16 protein-coding genes are annotated in these 17,815 nt (G+C 68.1%); 1 reads left to right on the top strand and 15 read right to left on the bottom strand.

The genetic code is table 11. From position 1 onward, the window contains the following. Positions 1-42 precede the first annotated feature (42 nt). The 5 genes from EGT29_RS15990 to EGT29_RS16010 form a co-directional block, all read right to left on the bottom strand. Positions 43-579: an acyloxyacyl hydrolase gene (locus tag EGT29_RS15990; RefSeq protein WP_124689911.1), complete on the bottom strand. Its 537-nt coding sequence runs from the start codon at positions 577-579 to the stop codon at positions 43-45. Between the two features lie 173 nt (positions 580-752). Beyond that, on the bottom strand, positions 753-1,622 hold the full coding sequence (gene accD / locus EGT29_RS15995; protein ID WP_124689912.1) for an acetyl-CoA carboxylase, carboxyltransferase subunit beta: 870 nt from the start codon (positions 1,620-1,622) through the stop codon (positions 753-755). Then, positions 1,619-2,494: a tryptophan synthase subunit alpha gene (gene trpA, locus EGT29_RS16000; protein WP_124689913.1), complete on the bottom strand. Its 876-nt coding sequence runs from the start codon at positions 2,492-2,494 to the stop codon at positions 1,619-1,621. Before trpA ends, accD begins: the two co-directional genes overlap by 4 nt. 11 nt (positions 2,495-2,505) lie before the next feature. After that, on the bottom strand, positions 2,506-3,705 hold the full coding sequence (trpB, locus tag EGT29_RS16005; RefSeq protein WP_124689914.1) for a tryptophan synthase subunit beta: 1,200 nt from the start codon (positions 3,703-3,705) through the stop codon (positions 2,506-2,508). A 70-nt stretch (positions 3,706-3,775) separates the two neighbouring features. Next, complete coding sequence (locus EGT29_RS16010; protein WP_124689915.1) at positions 3,776-4,417, bottom strand: phosphoribosylanthranilate isomerase; 642 nt, start codon at positions 4,415-4,417, stop codon at positions 3,776-3,778. 202 nt (positions 4,418-4,619) lie between these two features. Between EGT29_RS16010 and EGT29_RS16015 the strand changes: the two genes are divergently transcribed. Further along, positions 4,620-6,482, top strand: coding sequence for a tannase/feruloyl esterase family alpha/beta hydrolase (locus tag EGT29_RS16015; RefSeq protein WP_124689916.1), 1,863 nt, complete (start codon positions 4,620-4,622; stop codon positions 6,480-6,482). A gap of 24 nt (positions 6,483-6,506) precedes the next feature. On the opposite strand, the gene truA is transcribed toward EGT29_RS16015, so the two are convergent. From truA to EGT29_RS16065, 10 genes are all read right to left on the bottom strand, one after another. Then, positions 6,507-7,298: a tRNA pseudouridine(38-40) synthase TruA gene (truA, locus tag EGT29_RS16020; protein WP_124689917.1), complete on the bottom strand. Its 792-nt coding sequence runs from the start codon at positions 7,296-7,298 to the stop codon at positions 6,507-6,509. A gap of 11 nt (positions 7,299-7,309) precedes the next feature. After that, entirely contained in the window at positions 7,310-9,193 is a 1,884-nt protein-coding gene (locus EGT29_RS16025) for a FimV/HubP family polar landmark protein (RefSeq protein WP_124689918.1), read from the bottom strand. Between the two features lie 137 nt (positions 9,194-9,330). After that, positions 9,331-10,458, bottom strand: coding sequence for an aspartate-semialdehyde dehydrogenase (gene asd, locus EGT29_RS16030; RefSeq protein ID WP_124689919.1), 1,128 nt, complete (start codon positions 10,456-10,458; stop codon positions 9,331-9,333). A gap of 80 nt (positions 10,459-10,538) precedes the next feature. Continuing rightward, the gene (gene leuB, locus EGT29_RS16035; protein ID WP_124689920.1) at positions 10,539-11,612 is read right to left on the bottom strand and encodes a 3-isopropylmalate dehydrogenase; all 1,074 of its coding nucleotides are present in this window, start codon (positions 11,610-11,612) and stop codon (positions 10,539-10,541) included. Between the two features lie 56 nt (positions 11,613-11,668). Then, complete coding sequence (gene leuD, locus EGT29_RS16040) at positions 11,669-12,337, bottom strand: 3-isopropylmalate dehydratase small subunit (protein ID WP_124689921.1); 669 nt, start codon at positions 12,335-12,337, stop codon at positions 11,669-11,671. Positions 12,338-12,348: 11 nt separating this feature from the next. Next, a complete protein-coding gene (gene leuC / locus EGT29_RS16045; RefSeq protein WP_124689922.1) occupies positions 12,349-13,752 on the bottom strand; it encodes a 3-isopropylmalate dehydratase large subunit in 1,404 nt (467 codons plus the stop codon). A 348-nt stretch (positions 13,753-14,100) separates the two neighbouring features. Further along, a complete protein-coding gene (locus EGT29_RS16050) occupies positions 14,101-14,940 on the bottom strand; it encodes a M48 family metallopeptidase (protein WP_192901756.1) in 840 nt (279 codons plus the stop codon). Between the two features lie 61 nt (positions 14,941-15,001). Further along, on the bottom strand, positions 15,002-16,102 hold the full coding sequence (gene aroC, locus EGT29_RS16055) for a chorismate synthase (RefSeq protein WP_124689923.1): 1,101 nt from the start codon (positions 16,100-16,102) through the stop codon (positions 15,002-15,004). A gap of 309 nt (positions 16,103-16,411) precedes the next feature. Then, on the bottom strand, positions 16,412-16,876 hold the full coding sequence (locus tag EGT29_RS16060) for a CBS domain-containing protein (RefSeq protein ID WP_192901757.1): 465 nt from the start codon (positions 16,874-16,876) through the stop codon (positions 16,412-16,414). 109 nt (positions 16,877-16,985) lie between these two features. Further along, complete coding sequence (locus EGT29_RS16065; RefSeq protein ID WP_161567833.1) at positions 16,986-17,708, bottom strand: GntR family transcriptional regulator; 723 nt, start codon at positions 17,706-17,708, stop codon at positions 16,986-16,988. Positions 17,709-17,815: the final 107 nt, after the last annotated feature.

Genomic DNA, 17,815 nt, shown 5'->3' on the forward strand with positions numbered 1-17,815 from the left:
CCCGCATCGCCCCCTGGGGGGCGCGCGAAGCGCGTAGGGGGGCTAAAACCCCATGGCGAAGTTCAGCTGGACCTGGTTCAGGCCCTGGTTGGGCTTCTTCATGCCGCCATTGGAGAAGTGCGACACGCGCAGGCCCAGCCGCATGTTTTCAGCCAGCTTGAAGCCGGCGCCGATGTGGTCGCCGAACTGGAAGGTGGAGCTGATGTTTTTGTCGTGGAACTTGGTCTCGCTGACGGCCGTGGCGCCGATGCCGCCTTCGATGTAGAAGCGTTCGGTGGGCCACCAGCGGAACATGGGGATGGCGTTGAGCTGCCACATGTGGCGGGCGTAGCCCGGTAGCGCGCTCGAGGTCCACCAGTACGAACCGCCCAGTTCGCCCACCAGTTCCAGGCGGGTCGAGCCGAGCTTCATGTGCCAGAGCGGCGAGGTCTCGTAGTTGAGCGTGGCGCGATGATTGCCGTCGACCACGCCGTACTGGGCGCTCCAGCCGCCATTGGCGAAACCGCCGCTGAGATCGGCGCCGTGGGCCGAGAAGGAAGCAAGGGCGAAAAGCGCGGCGGCTAAGGCGGTTTTTTTCATCTAATCGGCTGCCTATGATGCTTCACGCGGGCGCCGTCAAGATCGTCTGCCCGCAGGGGCAGGATGCGGTCCCCCGCGGAAAGAGGGAAGGAAACTTCGACTATAACAAACTCGTTACATCTGCATACGTCCGATGACGGCCGCGTTGCAGGCTAGCCGCAGTCCCCTTCCCCTCAGGCCACGGCGTCCGCCGGCTGCTGGGTCAGCAGGGCCAAGAGACGCGCGATCTCCTCGCGCATCTTGCGGCGGTCGACGATCATGTCGATGGCGCCTTTCTCGAGCAGGAACTCCGCACGCTGGAAGCCTTCGGGCAGTTTCTCGCGCACGGTCTGCTCGATCACGCGCGGGCCGGCGAAGCCGACCAGTGCCTTGGGCTCGGCGATCACGACGTCGCCCATGAACGCGAAGCTGGCCGACACGCCGCCCATGGTGGGATCGGACAGCACGCTGATGAACGGCAGCTTGCGCGAGGACAGCAGCGTCAGCGCGGCGGTGGTCTTGGCCATCTGCATCAGCGACAGCAGGCCTTCCTGCATGCGCGCGCCGCCCGAGGCGGTCACGCAGATGAACGGCACTTTCTGTTCGATGGCGGCCTGGGCGCCGCGCACGAAGCGCTCGCCCACGACCGAGCCCATGGAGCCCGCCATGAATTCGAACTCGAAGCAGGCCACCACCACCGGCAGGGTATGCATGGCACCGCCCATGACCACCAGCGCATCGGTCTCGCCGGTTTGCGCCATGGCGTCCTGCAGGCGGTCGGGATATTTCTTGGTGTCCTTGAACTTCAGGCTGTCCACCGGCAGCGTGCCGATGCCGATCTCGTAGCGGCCCTCGGCGTCCAGCAGCGCGTCGATGCGCTGGCGCGCGCCGATACGCATGTGGTGCTCGCACTTGGGACACACGTTCAGGTTCTTGACGAGATCGTCGCGGTACAGCACCGACTCGCACGACGGGCACTTGACCCACAGGCCCTCCGGCACGCGGCGGACGGAGCCGTCGGTGGTCTTGATACGGGGAGGGAGCAGTTTTTCTATCCAGCTCATGCGGATTTCCTTGATTCTTGGGAGGCCCCGTCCGGAGGCGGGGCATCTAGCGCCCCCCGGATTGTACGCAACCATGCCCCGGCTGCGCGAGCGCAGATTTCGGGCAGTTGTTCCTGCGGGATGCCTTGCGAGGCGGCGTCGATTTCCTGGATCAGCCGGGTGCCGATGACCACGGCGTCGGCCTCGGCGCCCAGCGCGCGGGCGCTCTGGCCATCGCGGATGCCGAAGCCCACGCCCACCGGCAGCGAGACGAACTGCCGGATGTGCGCCAGCCGGCGCGAGACGTCCTGGACGTCCAGGTGGCCGGCGCCGGTCACGCCCTTGAGCGAGACGTAGTAGACATAGCCGCGCGCGACCCGGGCCACGGCCTGGATGCGCTCGTCGGTGGTGGTTGGCGCCAGCAGGAAGATGGGGTCGACGCCATGCCCTTCGAGCAGGGCGCCGAACTCGCCGGCCTCCTCGGGCGGATAATCCACCACCAGGCAGCCGTCCACGCCCGCTTCCTGCGCGGCGGCGGCGAAGGCGGCCTGCCCCATGCGCTCGACGGGGTTGGCATAGCCCATCAGCACCACCGGCGTCTGGCTGTCGGTGCGGCGGAATTCCTTGACCATGGCCAGCACGTCGCGCAGGCCCACACCCTGCTCCAGCGCATGCTGGCTGGAGCGCTGGATGACCGGACCGTCGGCCATGGGATCGGAGAACGGCACGCCCAGTTCCAGCACGTCGGCGCCGGCGGCCACCAGCGCGTGCATGATGGGAACCGTGCTGGCCGGCGTGGGATAGCCGGCGGTGACGTAGGGGATCAGGGCGCAGGCGCCCGGGGCGGCGGCGCGGCGCGCGAACGCGGCCGCGATACGGGAGGATGACGACATGGAGACCGCCCTCAGAGCGCGATGCCCGAACGTTCGGCGACGGTATGCATGTCCTTGTCGCCACGTCCGGAAAGGTTGACCAGCAGGATCTTGTCCTTGGGCAGCGTGGGCGCCAGCCGGACCGCATGCGCGATGGCATGGGACGACTCCAGCGCCGGGATGATGCCCTCGATCCGGCAGCAGTGATGGAAGGCCGCCAGGGCCTCCTCGTCCGTGACGCCCACATAGGTCGCCCGGCCGCTGTCCATCAGCCACGCATGCTCGGGCCCCACGCCCGGATAGTCCAGGCCGGCCGAGATCGAATGGGTGTCGATCACCTGCCCGTTCGCGTCCTGCAGCACGTAGGTGCGGTTGCCGTGCAGCACGCCCGGCGCGCCGCCGGCCAGCGAGGCCGCGTGGCGGCCCGTGTCCATGCCTTCCCCGGCGGCCTCCACGCCCACCAGCGCCACGTCGTCGTACGGCAGATAGGGATGGAAGATGCCCATGGCGTTCGAGCCCCCGCCCACCGCCGCGATCACGACGTCGGGCTGGCGCCCCGCGGCCTTGGGCATCTGCTCCAGGCACTCGTTGCCGATGACGGTCTGGAAATCGCGCACCATCATCGGATACGGATGCGGGCCGGCCACGGTGCCGATGATGTAGAAGGTGTCCTCGACGTTGGTCACCCAGTCGCGCATGGCTTCGTTCAGCGCGTCCTTCAGCGTGCGCGAACCCGAATCCACAGGCACGACGGTCGCGCCCAGCAGCTTCATCCGGTAGACGTTGGCGGCCTGCCGCTTGACGTCCTCGCTGCCCATGTAGACCACGCACTCCATGCCATAGCGGGCCGCGACGGTGGCGGTCGCCACGCCGTGCTGGCCGGCGCCGGTCTCGGCGATCACGCGGCGCTTGCCCATGCGGCGGGCCAGCAGCGCCTGCCCGATGCAATTGTTCACCTTGTGCGCGCCGGTGTGGTTCAGGTCTTCCCGCTTGAACCAGATCTGCGCGCCGCCCAGCTCCTCGGACCAGCGCCTGGCGTGGTAGACGGGGCTGGGGCGGCCCACGAAGTGCTCGAGTTCGTAGTTGAATTCGGCGATGAAATCGGGATCGTGCTGGTAGCGCGCATAGGTCTGGCGCAGCTCGTCCAGCGCGTGCATGAGCGTCTCGGCGACGAACACGCCGCCATATGGGCCGAAATGGCCCCTCGCGTCGGGGAAATCGTAGGTTTTCACTGGGATGGTCCCGGCTATGAAGCCCGGCCCGCGCGCCTGGCGCGCGCCGGAAGGATTGCGGAATGCGGCGTCAGTTGCCGTCGGCCTGCCGTACCTGCGCCACGAACTGGGCGATCTTGTCGGCGGATTTGATGCCTGGCGACTCTTCCACGCCGCTGCTTACGTCAACAGCGAACGGGCGCACGGACTCAATGGCTGCCGCCACATTTGCGGCATGCAACCCACCAGACAAAACGACCGGACGCGCGCTTTCGCTGCTGACCAGAGACCAATCGAACACTCTCCCGCTGCCGCCGTAGCCATCGGAATGGCTGTCGAACAGCCAGCCTGCGGCGGAACCGTACTGTAGGCAGGATTTTAGCAAAGCCTGCGACGTTTCCATTCCCGGCCCGCCGACCCGGAAGGCGCGCAGGTAGCGCTGGCCGTGGCGTTCGCATTGCTGCGGCGTTTCGTCGCCATGGAACTGGAGCAGGTCGGGCCGGACCACCTCCAGCACCTCCTGGATCTGCGCGTCGGACGCATTGACGAACAGGGCCACCACGTCGACGAACGGCGGGACGAGGCGCCGCAGCTCGGCCGCGCGCGCCGGGGCCAGCGCGCGCCGGCTGGGGGGATAGAAGACCAGGCCGATGGCATCGGCGCCCGCGCCGACGGCGGCGGCGACGTCTTCTTCGCGGGTCAGGCCGCAGATCTTGATACGGGTACGGGACATCCCGCCATCATACCGCCCCGCGATTTTCCTTCTCCCACGCCTTGCCGGGCGGGCTAGGTACAAGCCCTAGATTGAGGAATCATGCATCAATATGCATGATTGCCGCACAAAAACAAGAACTATCCTGCATGAAAGCGTTTGTCGGCCTGCGGTTCCATCCACAAGAACAACGGCAGCCCGCCTGCCTACCGAGGAGATCACCATGGCACGCCCGAAGCAGCATCCCTTCCCCCGCCGTCACCCCCTTTCCAGCCTGCCGCCACGCGCCTGGGCCGCGGGCCTGCTGGCCGCCCTGGGCGCCTGTGGCGGCAGCGACGATCCCGCGCCGCCCGCCCCGCCGCCGCCGGCAGCCACGCTCAGCTGCGACGACAGCATGAAGGCCGCCTTCAAGCCGGACGCGAACACCCAGGTGGTCCTGGCCAAGGCCTTCAAGCAGGGCGACGCCCTGGCCCTGGCGGGTACGCCGGCATCGCCCGCGCCCGCCAAGGCCGGCCAGGACATGTGTCTGGTCAAGATGGTGGTCGGTCCGGGCAATCCGGGCACGGCGGATGCGCCGTCCACCTCGCCCGGCATCGGCATCGAGGTCTGGCTGCCCACGCCGGCCAACTGGAACCAGCGCATCCGCAACCTGGGCGGTGGCGGCTGGGCAGGCGGCAGCCAGGCCTCGGCCACGCTGGTCGGCAACGCCGGCGCCGCGGCCACCGCGGCATTGGGCTATGCCGTCGGCAGCACCGACACCGGCCACGCCATCGCGGGCAACGGGTCGTTCGCGATGAAGGAAGACGGCACGATCAACAGCGCGCTGTGGGGCGATTTCGCCGAACGCAGCCTGCACGAACTCGCGGTCAAGACCAAGGCGCTGGTCGAGGCCTACTACGGCAAGCCGCAGCAATACGCCTACTGGGAAGGCTGCTCCACCGGCGGCCGCCAGGGCTACAAGATCGCCCAGGAGCACCCCGACGACTACGACGGCTACCTGAACGGCGCCCCCGCCTTCAACTGGACCCGCTTCATCACCAACGAGCTGTATCCACAGGTGGCCATGCGGCGCGACCTGGGCGGCCCGATCGCCGCCGACAAGCTGCGCCGCGTCAGCGCGGCCGCGGTCAGCGCCTGCGACACCGTGGGCGGCCAGCACCTGGGCTTCATCGCCGATCCCGGCCAATGCCACTACGACCCGACGCGCGACGCCTCGGCGCTGTGCGCGGGCGTGGCCGGCAACGGCGTGGTCGGCACCAGCACCGATGCCGCCTGTGTCTCGCTGGCCGAGGCCCGGACCATCAACAAGATCTGGTACGGCCAGACCGCCGACGGCAGCGCCCCCGACCCGCAAGCCGACAACGCCAGCGGCACCACGCTGGCCAGCAAGCAGCTCTGGTGGGGCCTGACGCGCGGCACCGACCTCGGCGGCCTGGCCGGATCGTCGGGCACGCCTCCGGTTGCCCGCCCGTTCACCATCGCCACCGACATGGTCGCCCTGGAGTTGCAGAACCCCTCGTACGCGACCCCGTCCTTCACCAACGCGACCGGCAACGGCGCGGACAAGTGGCAGGACATGAGCTACGCCGACCTGGCCAACGCCTATGACCGCGGCGTCGCGCTGCAGGCCGCCTTCGGCCACATCAACACCGACAACCCCGACCTGACCCGGCTGCGCGACGGCGGCGGCAAGGTCATCAGCTACCATGGGCTGGCCGACCAGTTGATCACGCCCGCCGGCTCGCTGAACTACCTGGCCCGCGTCGCCGACGAGATGGGCGGCATGGATGCGGTCCAGGCCTTCAACCGGCTGTACCTGGTCCCGGGCATGGGCCACTGCGCCGGCGTGGGCACCGTCAGCGGCAGCGCGGGGCCGGCCGCCACGGCCAACACCGTGCCGCTGCCCGCGGCCAACCAGTTCTTCGACGCGCTGGTAGCCTGGGTCGAGAAAGGCACGCAGCCCGGCCCGCTGATGTTGAAATCGGCCGACGCCAGCGTCAGCATGCCGATCTGCGTCCATCCGCAGAAGGCTACCTACAAGGGCGGCGGATCCATCTCCGACGGCGCGAACTACAGCTGCCGCTAGGACGCCGGCCGGACGGCCGACGGATCAGCGCCCCAGCCTGATCTCGTCGGTCGCGTCGGTGGACGGCAAGCCGTAGTCGCCGGGATAGCCCACGGCCGTCAGGTAGAGGCCATCGGGCGAGAACGTGGGCGCGGCCTTGGTCCGGTTGCGTTCGGCCAGCAGCGCGGGCATCCAGCCGGCGGGCTGCCTGCCCTGCCCCACGTACACCAGCGCCCCCACGATGTTGCGGACCATGTGGTGCAGGAAGGCATTGGCGCGCAGGGTGAAGACCACCAGCCGGCCGCGCCGTTCGATGCCGAGTTCGTGCATCGTGCGCACGGGCGAGGCCGCCTGGCACTCGGACGAACGGAAGCTGCTGAAGTCGTGCTCGCCCAGAAGATGGGCCGCCCCCGTGCGCATCGCCTCCAGGTCCAGGGGCCGGAAACTCCAGCCCGCGCGGCCCGTCCACAGCGGCGAGCGAACGGGGTCGTCCAGCAGCAGGTAGACATAGGAGCGCGAACGCGCGGAGAAACGGGCGTGGAAGTCGGCGGGCACTTCGCGCGCCCAGCGCACCGCGATGCTGGGCGGCAGATGCGCGTTCACGCCGCGCACCCAGGCCTGCTCGGGACGCAAGACCTCGGTATCCAGATGCACGATTTGCTGCGCGGCATGCACCCCGGTATCGGTGCGGCCGGCGCAGATGGTAGCCATCGGCTGGCCGACAAAGGCGGCCAGGGCCGATTCCAGCCGGTCCTGCACGGTTCGCCGGTGCGGCTGGGTCTGCCAGCCCAGCCAGGGGGCGCCGTCGTAGCTCAGCCCCAGGGCGATGCGCGGCATGCCGGGCGGTCCTACCAGGAAGCGAGCAGCGCCCGCGCCCGTTCGCGCTGGTCCGCGTCGCCGTCGCGCAGGACCTCTTCCAGCAGTTCGCGCGCGCCGGCGCGGTCGCCCATGTCGGCATAGGCCTTGGCCAGGTCCAGCTTGGCGGCCATGCCGGCCGGCGCGTCCAGGTCCGTATCCAGGTCGATGCCCGGCGCGGCGGTGTGCCTGGGTTTGTCCTGTGCCGGCGCGGGAGCATCCAGGCTCAGGTCCAGTCCGAAGGCCGCCACGGCGGCGGCCGGCGCAACGGCCGCGGGACGGCCGCTATCCTCGGGCTCGTCGTCGTCCGGATAGTCGTCGGGTTCGCCTTCCGCGCGCGGCGGCAGGGTATCGGGAATGGGGAACGGCGGGATATCGTCCCAGTCGCGCAGGTGATTGACCGGAGCGCCCTCGGCCGGCGGCAGTGCGTCGGCCTCCTCATTGGCGTTCTCGTCCTCGACGCGGGCCGCCTCGCGCGCGTCTTCCCGTTCGGCGCGGGCCGAGCGGCGGCGCAGCGCAAGGGCGCCGAGCAGGGCCGCCAGCACGGCAACGATGGCGCCCAGCACGGCCACGCTGTGCTCGCGGACCTTGCCGGCCACCGAGGCGACCAGGGACGCCCGTGCCTCGGGCTCACCGGCGGGCGCGGCCTCGGCGGTGGCCGGGGCGGCGGCGTTCGCGGACGGTTCGCCCGCCGTCGCCGGCGCTTGCGCCGGGGCCGCGGGCGCGGCGGCATCCGGCTTGGCGGCCGCGTCACCAGCCGGCGTGGCCGGCTGGCCAGCCGCGGTATCGGCCGCGCGCTCGCGGGCCTGCTGCTCCATCTTCGCCAGCGTCTCGTTCTGCGCCTCGAGCAGGCCGCGCATGGCTTCGACGTTGCCCTGCAAAGCCTCGACCCGCTCCTGCGCCTCGCGCATGGCCTTCGCGGTGGCGTCCCGCTCTTCCTCCAGGCGGTCGCGCGTGGTCTGCTCGCCGCCGGCGGCCGTTTCCTTGCCGCCGCTGGAAAGCTTGAGGGCATCGCCCTCTTGCGTACCGGATTCCGCCTGCGATCCGGCCGAGGACGCGATGTCGCCCCGCGACTCGGCCCCGCCGGCCGCTCCGGCCGGCACCTGCCTCGCGCCGCCCGCCACGCGCTGGCGGTAGGCCTCGAAAGCTTCGGCCTGGCTGGCGAACAAGGCCGCGGCCTGCGCTGAGTCGATCGCGCCCACGTCGTCCGCGCCGGGCACGGACAGCGACGCGCCGGCGCGCAGCCGGTTCATGTTGCCGTCGACAAAGGCCTGGGGGTTGGCGCGCAGCAGCGCAGCCAGGGTCTGGTAGATCGAAGCGCCTTCGGGCTTCAGGCGGCCCGCGATGCCGAACAGGGTATCGCCAGGCTTGACCTCCAGGGCGGCCGGCGTGGACTGCGTCTCGGCGGCCTGCGCCTTGGGCGTCGGCACATCCAGGATGAAGGTGTACTGGCGGATGAAGCGGCCCATGTTCCAGGTCAGCTCCACCAGCAGGTCCAGGACGTGGACGTCCAGCGGTGCCGCCGACGCGATGCTGACCACCTTGCGCCCGTCCGGACGGTCTTCGATGCGCAGCGTCAGGTTGGCCAGGGCTTCGCTGTATTCGAGCTGGGTCTGGCGGTAGACGTCCCGCGGCGCGATGGCCGCTTGGAGCGTGCCGGCTTCCTGGGGCGTCGCGGCATTGACGGTGATCTCGGCACGCAGGGGCTCGCCGGATGCGGACAGGACTTTCAGCGACCCCAGGTCGGCGGCCTGCGCCGCCGATACGGCCCCGGCCGCCAATCCCAGCGCCAGCAGCCCCGCCGATGGACCGCCCGCGCGCGGACGCTTGTGTATCAAGGCCGGACGGCCTGCCTCTCGATCGGAAAGTCCGTTCATCCTAATCCCATGCGCAAAAGCCCCCGCGAATAGCCTGGCGGTTGATCATCCCGGCAGGTCGGCACCTGCCGGGACTCCTTTTAGCATCAGAGACTTACCGTCGCAAGCTCAGGTACGTTCTGATGCAAGCCCGAGGATCAGAGCTCGCCCAGCGCGATGCGCAGCATGCGGCGCAGCGGCTCGGCCGCGCCCCACAGCAGCTGGTCGCCCACGGTGAAGGCGCTCAGGTACTCGGGGCCCATCGCCAGCTTGCGCATGCGGCCGACCGGGATGTCCAGCGTGCCGGTCACGGCCACCGGCGTGAGCGACTGCATCGACGCCTCGCGCGTGTTCGGGACGACCTTGGCCCACGGGTTGTTCTCGCGCAGCATGCCCTCGATCTCGTCCAGCGGCACGTCCTTCTTGAGCTTGATGGTCAGCGCCTGGCTGTGGCAGCGCATCGCGCCGATGCGCACGCACAGGCCGTCGATGGGGATGGGAGACACGCTGAAGCCCTCGCCGCGGCCCAGGATCTTGTTGGTCTCGGCGCCGCCCTTCCATTCCTCGCGCGAGGTGCCGTTGCCCAGGTCCTTGTCGATCCAGGGGATCAGGTTGCCGGCCAGCGGCACGCCGAAGTGTTCCTGCGGCAGCGACCCGTCCTGCTGCTTGGCCAGCACCGTGCGGTCGATTTCCAGGATGGCCGAGGCCGGGTCCGCCAACAGGCCGGACACCGTGGCGTTGAGCAGGCCGAACTGGGTCAGCAGCTCGCGCATGTGCTGCGCGCCGCCGCCGGAGGCGGCCTGGTAGGTCATGCTGGTCATCCAGTCGATCAGGTCGTGCTCGAACAGGCCGCCCAGGCCCATCAGCATGCAGCTGACCGTGCAGTTGCCGCCGATGTAGTTCCTGACGCCCTTCTTCAGCGCCTCGTCAATCACGTTGCGGTTGACCGGGTCGAGCACGATGATGGCATCGTCCTTCATCCGCAGCGTGCTGGCCGCGTCGATCCAGATGCCGTCCCAGCCGGCGGCGCGCAGCTTGGGATAGACCTCGGTGGTGTAGTCGCCGCCCTGCGCCGTGACGATGATGGGCAGCTTCTTCAGCGCCTCGATGTCGAACGCGTTCTGCAACGGGCCCGCGCCCTGCGCCCACGAGGGCGCCGCGCCGCCGGCGTTGCTGGTCGAGAAGAACACCGGCTCGATCAGCGAGAAATCGTTTTCGTCGCGCATGCGCTGCATGAGCACGGAACCGACCATGCCGCGCCAGCCGACCAGACCAACTGCTTTCATTTACACACCCCTAACAAGTAGTCCAGATTGAAACTGTTTGCCGGGCGCATCACACCCGGGGGGCGCGACACGCAGGCTGGTTACAGAGCTTTGATCACGGCACTGCCCATCTCGGCAGTGCCGACCTTAGTCGTGCCCGCTTCGTAGATGTCGGCCGTGCGCAAGCCCTGCTCCAGCACTTTCTTGACGGCTGCCTCGATCCGGTCGGCCTGGGCCGCCTTGTCGAGCGAATAGCGCAGCATCATCGCCGCCGAGAGAATGGTCGCCAGCGGGTTGGCGATGTCCTTGCCCGCGATGTCGGGCGCCGAGCCGTGGCTGGGTTCGTACAGGCCCTTGCCGGTCTCGTTCAGCGAGGCGGACGGCAGCATGCCGATGGAGCCCGTCAGCATCGAAGCCTGGTCGGAAAGGATGTCGCCGAACATGTTGCCGGTCACGATCACGTCGAATTGCTTGGGCGCGCGCACCAGTTGCATGGCGGCGTTGTCCACGTACATGTGGCTGAGCTCCACATCAGGATACTCCTTGCCGACCTCGGTGACGATGTCCTTCCAGAACTGGAAGGTCTCGAGCACGTTGGATTTGTCGACGCTGCACAACTTTCCGCGGCGCTTGCGGGCGGTCTGGAAGGCCACGTGCGCGATGCGGCGGATTTCCGGCTCGGCGTAGCGCATCGTGTCGAAGCCCTCGCGCTGGCCCGCGAAGGCGCCGTCCGGGGCCGTGCGCACGCCGCGCGGCTGGCCGAAATAGATGTCGCCGGTCAGCTCGCGGATGATCAGGATGTCCAGGCCCGACACCACCTCGGGCTTGAGCGACGAAGCATTGGCCAGTTCGGGATACAGGATGGCCGGGCGCAGGTTGGCGAACAGGCCCAGGTTCTTGCGCAGCCCCAGGATGGCCTGTTCGGGACGCAGCGCGCGCTCGAGCTTGTCGTACTTCCAGTCGCCCACCGAGCCGAACAGCACCGCATCGGCCTTCTTGGCCAGGTCCAGCGTGGCCGGAGGCAGCGGATGGCCCGCGGCCTCGTACGCAGCACCGCCCACCGGCTGGGTGTCGAGCGTGAACGACTCGCCCAGCGCGGTCAGCACGCGCACGGCTTGTTCGACGATTTCGGGACCGATGCCGTCTCCCGGCAGCACTGCGATATGTTGTGTCATTGTGGCTCTTGATTCAGGGTCGGGACCGGCCCGCAGGGGCCGGCGGAATTACGGTGTCAGCGACTGGCCTGGGTACCGCGCAGCGCCTCCACGTCCAGCCAGGGCTGGGTGGCGAGCCGCTTCTGTTCGAAGGCCTTGATCTTGTCCGCATGGCGCAGCGTCAGGCCGATCTCGTCCAGGCCGTTCAGCATGCAGTATTTGCGGAAGCTGTCGACGCTGAACGACAGCTCGCGGCCGGACGGCGTCGCGACGACCTGGCGGTCCAGGTCGATGGTCAGCCGGTAGCCTTGCTTGCCTTCCACTTCCTGGAACAGGCTGTCCACGTCGACTTCCGACAGCACGATGGGCAGCACGCCGTTCTTGAAGCAGTTGTTGAAGAAGATGTCGGCGAACGACGGCGCGATCACCGCGCGGAAACCGTACTGGTCCAGCGCCCACGGCGCATGCTCGCGGCTCGAACCGCAGCCGAAGTTCTTGCGTGCCAGCAGGATGGAAGCGCCCTGGTAGCGCGGCTGGTTCAGCACGAAGTCCGGGTTCAGCGGCCGCTTGCTGTTGTCCATGCCGGGCTGGCCTTCGTCCAGGTAGCGCCAGGCGTCGAACAGGTTAGGGCCGAAGCCGCTGCGATGGATGGACTTCAGGAATTGCTTGGGGATGATCTGGTCCGTATCGACGTTCTCGCGGTCCAGCGGCGCCACCAGGCCTTCATGAGTGGTGAATGCTTGCATGATGCTCTACCTTAGTTGACCTTGCGGACATCGACGAAATGACCTGCCACGGCGGCGGCCGCCGCCATCGCGGGGCTCACCAGGTGGGTGCGGCCGCCCGCGCCCTGCCGGCCCTCGAAATTGCGGTTCGAGGTCGAGGCGCAGCGTTCGCCCGGTTCCAGGCGGTCGTCGTTCATGGCCAGGCACATCGAGCAGCCGGGATCGCGCCACTCGAAGCCGGCCTCGATGAAGACCTTGTCCAGGCCTTCCTGCTCGGCCTGCGCCTTGACCAGGCCCGAACCGGGCACGGCCAGCGCCAGCTTGACGTTGGAGGCCACGCGCTTGCCGCGCAGTACCGCCGCGGCGGCACGGAAATCCTCGATGCGCGAGTTGGTGCACGAGCCGATGAAGACCTTGTCGATCTTGATGTCGGTGATCGGCATGTTCGCCGTCAGGCCCATGTACTCCAGCGCGCGCGCCACGCCCGAACGGCGGGTCTCGTCCTTCTCGCTGGCCGGATCCGGCACGTTGGCGCCCACCGGCAGCACCATCTCGGGCGAAGTGCCCCAGGTGACCTGCGGCTGGATCTCGGCCGCGTCGACCTCGACCACGCGGTCGAAATGCGCGCCTTCGTCCGAGTGCAGGGTGTTCCAGTACGCCACCGCCTGGTCCCAGGCCTGGCCCTTGGGCGCGTAGGGACGGCCGCGGAAATACTCGATGGTCTTCTCGTCCACCGCCACCAGCCCGACGCGCGCGCCGGCCTCGATGGCCATGTTGCAGATGGTCATGCGGCCTTCGACCGACAGGTCGCGGATCGTGCTGCCGGCGAACTCGATGGCATGCCCCGTCCCGCCCGCCGTGCCGATCTTGCCGATCACGTGCAGGACCAGGTCCTTGGCGGTGCAGCCGGCGGGCAGCTTGCCCTCGACCCGCACCTGCATATTCTTGTTCTTCTTGACCAGCAGCGTCTGCGTGGCCAGCGCGTGCTCGACCTCGGAGGTACCGATGCCGAAGGCCATCGCGGCCACGGCGCCGTGCGTGCTGGTGTGCGAATCGCCGCAAACCACGGTCATGCCCGGCAGCGTCGCGCCCTGCTCGGGCCCGATCACGTGCACGATGCCCTGGCGGCGATCGCCCATGTCGAACTCGACGATGCCGTAGTCCTGGCAGTTGGCATCCAGCGTATCCACCTGCAGGCGCGAGATCGGATCGGCAATGCCCTGGTCGCGGTTGTGCGTGGGCACGTTATGGTCGGCCACCGCCAGGTTGGCGCTGATGCGCCACACCGGGCGGCCGGCCAGCTTCAGCCCTTCGAACGCCTGCGGGCTGGTCACTTCGTGGACCAGATGGCGATCGATGTAGATCAGACAGGTACCGTCTTCTTCCTGATGGACGACGTGGGCGTCCCACAGCTTGTCGTAAAGGGTCTGAGGCATGAGATTCCGGCCAAAAAGTGAACGGGCTCATGAACAGCCGCACGGCTCGGCGCCTCTCGGCGTCGCTCAGGCGCGAGGACCAGCCTCGACGGACCCGCTCAGGGATAGGGAACTCTTGATTGTATATTAAGCCCCCCCTACGCGCTTGCGCGCGCCCAGCATGATGAGCCCCCAGCCGCTACGCGGCAGCCCCCCAAGGGGGCCGGGACCCACCTTGGGACGGCCCGGCGGCGGGCCCCCGGGGGCGATGCGCGTGGACCGGCGGAGCCGGATCCTCCGCATCCTGGGTAACAACTGGCTGGCGGCGATGGGGGGTTTTTACTCCCCGCCACGGCCACTTTAAGGACTCTAGCGTCGAGCCTGCTGGTACAGCGGCAACACCTTCTCGGAAGCCTGCCGCAGGTCCGCGATACGGGACTCGGCCGACGGGTGGGTGGACAGGATCTCGGGCGGCGCCGAACCGCCGACCTGTCCCATCTTGGTCCACAACGTCACCGCCGCCCGCGGGTCATAGCCCGCCCGGGCTGCCAGTTCCACCCCCATCCGGTCGGCCTCCGTCTCATGCAAGCGGCTGTTCGGCAGCCCGAACATCACGTTGGCCAGCGCCCCGCCCAGGTCCGAACTCGCCTGCGACCCCGTGATCGCCGCCAGCACGCTCAAGCCCATGCTCGTCGCCATCTGTTCGGACGCCCGCTCGCGCGCGTGTTCGCGCAGCGCGTGCGCGATCTCGTGGCCCAGTACCGCCGCCAGCTCGTCGTCGGACGGCTTCACGGTATTGATCAACCCGGTATAGACCGCGATCTTGCCGCCCGGCATGCACCAGGCGTTCACTTCCTTGTCGTCGATGACGTTGACTTCCCACTTCCACTTCGTCGCATCGGGCCGGAACACCCCCACCTGCCCGATCAAGCGCTGGGAAATCGTCCGCACACGGGCGAGCTGGGAGGCGTTCGTGTTGAGCTGGCCCTTGCTGCGGGCCCCCGACAGCGTCTGCTGGTAGAGCTGGACCGCCTGCTGGTCGAGCTGCTGCTCGGATACCAGGCTGGACATGCGCTGCGTGCGGTCGATGCCTATCGTGCCGCCCTGGGTGGTATTGACCGACTCGCAGCCGGCCGCGGCCACCAGCGCCAGGGCCGCCGCGGCCATCGCGGCGCGGCGCAAGACAGGAGAACGTTTGGTCTTTTTCATGCTGCCCCCAAGACAAGAACGCCAAGGCGGCAATTTTGCCCCAAAACCCCTGTTACTTTCTTTATCCGCGCGCCAGACCCAGGCGCGGGGTCTGGACCGACACGTCGGCGCATTGCGCGCGATGGCGCAACGCGTGGTCGGCCAGCACCAGGGCCAGCAGGGCCTCGGCGATGGGCGTGGCGCGGATGCCCACGCAGGGATCGTGGCGCCCGTGGGTCTCGACCACCGTCGGGGCGCCCTGCTTGTCGATGGACCGGCGCGGGCTGCGGATGCTGGAGGTGGGCTTGATGCCCAGCGACACCGTGATCGGCTGTCCGGTGGCGATTCCGCCCAGGATGCCGCCGGCATTGTTCGACAGAAAGCCCTCCGGCGTGAGTTCGTCGCCATGCTCGGTGCCGCGCTGCTCGACGCTGTGGAAACCGGCCCCGATCTCCACCGCCTTCACCGCGTTCAGGCCCATCATGGCGTAGGCGATGTCGGCGTCCAGGCGGCCGTACACCGGCTCGCCCAGGCCCACCGGCACGTTCTCGGCCACCACCTCGATGCGCGCGCCCACCGAGTCGCCGTCGCGGCGCAACTGGTCCATGTAGGCCTCGAGTTCGGCCACGCGGCTGTTGCCGGCCGCGTAGAACGGGTTGGTATGGACAGCGTCCCAGTCCTCGAACGGAATGTCGATGTCGCCCAGCTGGCTCATATAGCCGCGCACGCGCACGCCGTAGCGCTCGGCCAGCCACTTCTTGGCCACCGCGCCGGCTGCCACCGTGGGTGCCGTCAGGCGGGCCGACGAACGGCCGCCGCCGCGCGGATCGCGAATGCCGAACTTGTGCCAGTAGGTGTAGTCGGCGTGGCCGGGGCGGAAGGTTTCCGCGATGTTGCTGTAATCCTTGCTGCGCGCGTCCTGGTTGCGGATCAGCAACGCGATCGGCGTACCGGTGGTCTTGCCCTCGTAGACGCCGGACAGGATCTCGACCTGATCGGGTTCCTGCCGCTGGGTGACGTGGCGCGACGTACCGGGACGCCGGCGGTCCAGCTCGACCTGGATATCGGCCTCGGTCAGCGACATCCCAGGCGGGCAGCCGTCGATCACACAGCCGACGGCGGGTCCGTGGGATTCACCGAAATTGGTGACGCAGAAGAGTTCTCCGAGGGTGCTGCCTGGCATGGAATCTGGGCTCCGGTAGGGATGAGCCATTGTAGCCGTAGTAGTGGGTCCCCCCCTACGCGCTGACGCGCGCCCCCCAGGGGGCGATGCGGGTGGACCGGCGGAGCCGGATCCACCGCATCCTGGGTCTAGCACCCGCTTCTTGGGTTGCAGCACCGGTGCCATCGCTGGCTGCCAGCGGTAGCAACCGTGCTTCAGTCCAAGATAGTTTCCCTAGACCCAGGAAACCGCGGATCTGGCTTCGCCAGTCCGCCGGTTTCGCCCCCTGGGGGGCGCGCGTCAGCGCGTAGGGGGGGGGAATTCCCCCCCCTACAGCGTCCCTTCGGTCTCGCGCTGTTCGCCGGGCCAGTCGCGGATGTAGGCCTTGAGCATGCGATTCTCGAAGCCCTGGGCCTCGAGCACGGCCCTGGCGACGTCGTAGAACGAGATCACCCCCAGCAGCATGCGGCCGTCCATGACGGGGATGTAGCGGGCATGCTTGTCGAGCATCAGGCGCCGCACCTCGTTGACTTCAGTGTTCGGCGATACCGTGACCGGCGCGTCGTCCATGATCGACCGGATGGTGGTGGTACCCAGGGAACCGCCGTTGGCCTGCAGGTGCCGGATGATTTCGCGGAAGGTGAGCATGCCCACCAGCTCGCCGAACTCCATGATAACCAGCGAGCCGATGTCTTGCAGGGCCATCGTATCGACGACCTGCCCGACCGGGGTATCGGGGCTGGCGGTATAAAGCGCGTCGCCCTTGACGCGCAGGATTTCACTGACTTTGATCATGACGGCCTCCTCAGCCACGCACGCCGGTTCTGTTTATGGGGTTGGATCTGGGGAATATATCGGCTCGTGCATGGCCATGTAGCTATCCTAGCGCGCCTCGAAACACGCTTCAACTCGCCGCCGCCACACCGCCCGCATCCAGCGCCGCCAGGATGTTTCGAGCTGTTCGCTCGATGTGCTCGGCCAGGATCTCCGCGGCCAGGTCTTCCTTGCGGTCCAGCGTCGCATCCACCAGCGAACGGTGTTCCTGGGCGACGTCGCGATCGAAGGGCTTGTAGGCCAGGAACAGGCGCCGGTAGCGCGCGCTGAAATGCTGGAGCGAATCGCACACCATCAGCGCCAGCGGCATGCGGCAGGCCGCCAGCAGCGCCAGGTGGAACTCGCGGTGATGCGCTTCCCACTCGTCGACGACGCCGCCGTCCTTCTGTTCCGGACGCTCGTAGCGCGACAGCCGGTGGTGGGTCAGGACGATGCCGTCCTCCCAGTCGCGGTTGCCGTGCCGGATGGACTCGCGCAGGGCCATGGGCTCGAGCGTGGACTGCAGTTTCGCGACCTCGAGCAGGTTCTCGCGCGATACCGGCGCGACCTTGAACCCTTTCTTGTCTTCGTTGACCACGAAGCCCTCGGTGGCCAGCCTGGCCAGGGCCTCGCGCAGCGGGGAAAGGCTGACGCCGAAGTCCCCCTTGAGTTCTTCGATGGAAAGCCTGGCACCTGGGGGACGCCTGCCGGAAACGATGTCGTTGCGTAACCGGGTCGCAATCGTGCTCGCGAAATTCTGTCCCGTGCTCGGAGCCGGCTGTCCAGCCGGCAACACCGATGCCAGTTTCATCATGCCCCTCGTCTTTTCATTCATCGTAACACGCGACCCAAATCATCTTTCTATTGACAGATAATCGATTATTCCTAAAAATCACCTAAAAATCGAAAATAAAAAAATCA

The organism is Pigmentiphaga sp. H8 (genome assembly GCF_003854895.1).
Classification (GTDB): domain Bacteria; phylum Pseudomonadota; class Gammaproteobacteria; order Burkholderiales; family Burkholderiaceae_B; genus Pigmentiphaga.